This is a genomic window from Nostoc sp. CHAB 5715, assembly GCF_020829685.1.
Taxonomy (GTDB): Bacteria; Cyanobacteriota; Cyanobacteriia; order Cyanobacteriales; family Nostocaceae; genus Nostoc.
In genome coordinates this window covers 1-3,385 of record NZ_JAIVFR010000840.1, presented here as the reverse complement: position 1 = coordinate 3,385, position 3,385 = coordinate 1, and the positions used below count along the sequence as shown (strand labels likewise).

2 protein-coding genes are annotated in these 3,385 nt (G+C 39.6%); both read right to left on the bottom strand.

Going from position 1 to position 3,385, the window contains the following annotated elements; all coding sequences use genetic code 11:
- Positions 1-745: 745 nt before the first annotated feature.
- Positions 746-2,077 carry a serpin family protein gene (locus tag LC574_RS32210; protein WP_229457665.1) on the bottom strand — a complete coding sequence of 444 codons (1,332 nt, stop codon included), beginning with the start codon at positions 2,075-2,077 and terminating at the stop codon, positions 746-748.
- Between the two features lie 511 nt (positions 2,078-2,588).
- The coding region (locus LC574_RS32205) for a S8 family serine peptidase (RefSeq protein ID WP_229457664.1) at positions 2,589-3,385 on the bottom strand (797 nt) is incomplete at its 5' end.

Sequence of the window (3,385 nt, the reverse complement as noted above, 5' to 3'; positions counted from 1 at the left end):
GTCATGTCGGTATTTGAGGATGAAATAAGATTTTATCGAGATTAGTGATACTGAAAAGCATAATATCATGAATAGCTAATAATTAGTTTCTCTAATATTAAGCTTTACGAATAAATTATTACTGACTTAGGACTTACGCACGCTCTACGAATTCTTGGCGTTCTTGGCGTCTTGGCGGTTCGATAAATTAAGCCTTTCGGCGATTTTTGCGTAAGTCCTGTGACTGTTAGCGAAGCGGTGCTGATGTCACCCAAATACTTGAAAGAAGCTACCCCGGTAACATCGGTGATAGGTTAAGATAAAGTGCCTTTTGTCAATCAGTTAAAATACTCAAGATAGCCTTAATCAGAACGATAATCGTGTGTAGGGAGAGGGGGAGTAAACGAGGGAGGCTCGCCTACTCCCCCTCTATTTGATTATGATTATCTTTAAAGTCTTTAACAAATTAAATAGGGCATGAAAAAGTATTGTAACGAGAGAATAACTTTGTAAAAAATGGACTTCATTCTGAAGATGCATAGAAAGAACCCCACCGCCTGCGGCACCTCCCCAAAGCATCGGGGAGGTTGGGAGGGGTCAAAATAATGTGCAGCCTCACAGAGAATTGGTATAAGTCGATAGCAGTTAATGGCAAGCTTGACTTTGCGCTGCCATATAAATTGCTCTCTATAGCTCATGATTTAGAAGTTTGAAGTAGGAAGTTGGAAGAAACTAGATAATTTTACACCTCCTGCCTCCTGCCTCCTCATTGTGGGTCAATGATGGAACCCATAAACAAAACCCTTCCCGTCTGATTATCCCTAATGGCATAGAAGAAGGGACGGTCAACAATCATTCGGAATGGTTCTGGTTCCTGTCTCAAAGATGTTAATACTATACCCACTGAAGTAACCGCAGCCGCTTCTGTGCCTTCTTCGTTCACTTCAACAAAAGTTTTATGCTTAACTTCGCTAATCTTGAGATTTTTACCCATGCCGGAAAAATTGGCTTTGTTGCTGAAAGCCTCCTCCATACCTAAAGTTTTTAAAGCATCATTGAGAGTAACATCATACTCACTTTTAAAGCGCGGTAAGCGAATAAACCCTTTTTGTTTGCTGAACTGAGTCATCCATTTATCCCAGTTCTCAACATTCAAGTTTTGATAGAAGGCTTTCAGGTTAGAGTTCTGTTTCGGCAGGAAAATATAAAAGCTGAATTTACCATCTTTGCCGTAAGGTAAACTAACTGCCTGAAACTGTTTGCTTTCATAGTATCTATAGTCACCATTTTGTGACATCATCGGGTGTTGTTTTAGCTTGCCAGATGTGGTATAAAAAGGATATTGAGCAGTTTGACTTTTATCAAATTCTTGGCTCCATTTTCCTTTGAAATATATGGCATTAATTAAAAACAACACCTGACTTGGATCAATTTTTTCAATTATCTTATCGATTTTCCCATTAGTATTCTCTTTTACCCAGTTATTCATAATATTAGGTGCTGCCGGATCTTGAAAATTTAAATTGCTGACCTTAGCTTGATAGAAATACTGTATTCTTTGGAGAAAGTCTGGCTGAAAGCGAAAATTTTGATTTGCCCAAAGTGAGTTAGCAATCTTCAGTTGCACTTTTGGATCAGAATTGTCTAAAAGCTGCTTTAATGCCGCTCTGTAAGAAGAGTTGATTTCTGGTAGATTCAGCCCCTGTAATTCCAGAGTTTTTGCGATCGCTAGTTGAGTCGTGCCGCTAGCGTTGTTGTAGGTCATAGCTAAAGCGATCGCAACACTCGAAGGTGAGATAAAAACATTCTTCTGATCCCGATCTGTTTTCAGAAGTTCTGAAAACAGTTTGAAGCCAAACTTATTGCTAGACTCAACAATTTTGGTATCAGTCTTGAGTGTTTTTTTTTGCAATGGAGTTTCTGGCTGAGGTAAACCAGATTGGGCAATGGCACTTTTATTACTCTCGACTTGAGAATACCCTAATACACTGCATAGAACAACACTTGCGGCTGCCATAGCATAGCGTCTGCCCAGACTAACACCGTAACGTCTTTGCATGAAATTTTCTCTCATACTACTATATTTCTGCGGATTCATTTTACCACCTCACTTGCCAAAGATTCCCGATCTGTGCTCATGGTTGACGCAGAAACTGTGTCAATGATTAACTATTGCATTTGCTCCAACAGAAAAATGGGACTGTTACAGTTTCTGTAACAGCGAGTTATTAGCTCAGAGGAATTAAACACAAATTATTAGAGTTGCTAATTCCTAATTGAGGCGGCGATGCAGACGAATTATGAAAAATATCGATTCTTAGGAATTTTCCTATTTATCTATAAAAGTATTGTAGACTACTTAATCACAAAATAATCAGCGCTCTTGGTTTTTAAAGATAAAATCACGCTTTTCAGTTCACGAAATACCAAGCTTTTGTAGAAACACACGGCTGTGCTACCCTATTTCAACAGTTATCAGTTATCAGTTGAATAATGTATTTATCCGATTCGTCAGAGTCCCCCACTTCTAACAAGTAATAGGTTTCAGTGGGGGTCAAATCCCCGAGAGAGTTACTGTGATAACTGTTCACTGTTCACTGTTCACTGATTTAATTGATAGGTACACTCCACCAAGCTAAACTATAGGGTTGAGTCACTTCATTTAACTTTTGACGAAACTGGACGCGGATTTTGTAATTGCCAGTAGCAGCAACGGGGCAAAAAATATGTTCTACACTATCGATTTGGCTGATTGAGGAGCAAACAGCATCAGCATCTGAATTTTGAGCATTAGCTTTTACTAAGTATAGGTCGAGATTATTCAAACCGCGATCGCGGAAGTTTTCGCCTACATCATATTGCTGGTTTTTATTTTTATCGTTGAGTTCTACCAATCGATCCCAACTCAGAGTAATAGCAACAAAACTCCCCTGCTTTAACGGTTTTGCTAATATATAGTCAACAGACGCTCCAGCATTGACTGTGCGATAATCCCAACCAATAGCAGGTACAGCCCCTGATGGCTGCCATTGACCACTACTAAATTGCTGATAAGCGCGAAATACATTTAAATGACCCGCTCCCATTTCGGCATCCAAGGGAATTTTGGGATCTTTATAAGCATCAGAATCTAGCCAGTTTTGATTTTGTTTATCAATTAGTGTTCGGCTCATTCCCAACCGCAAGCCATCACCGCTATCTAGGATTTTGTCTGCCGAATTTAGCAATACAGCTTTCATTACTTGATGATGCCGAGAATCAATGCTCCAATGGGGTTGTTTTCTCCGTATCTGTCGGTCAGCAAATTCTTGCAACAGAGCAACAGTAGCTGTAACTTGAGGCGCTGCAAAACTGGTACCTGTAACCTTGTTCAATTTGCCATCTGGATTGAGCCGAACACTAATTG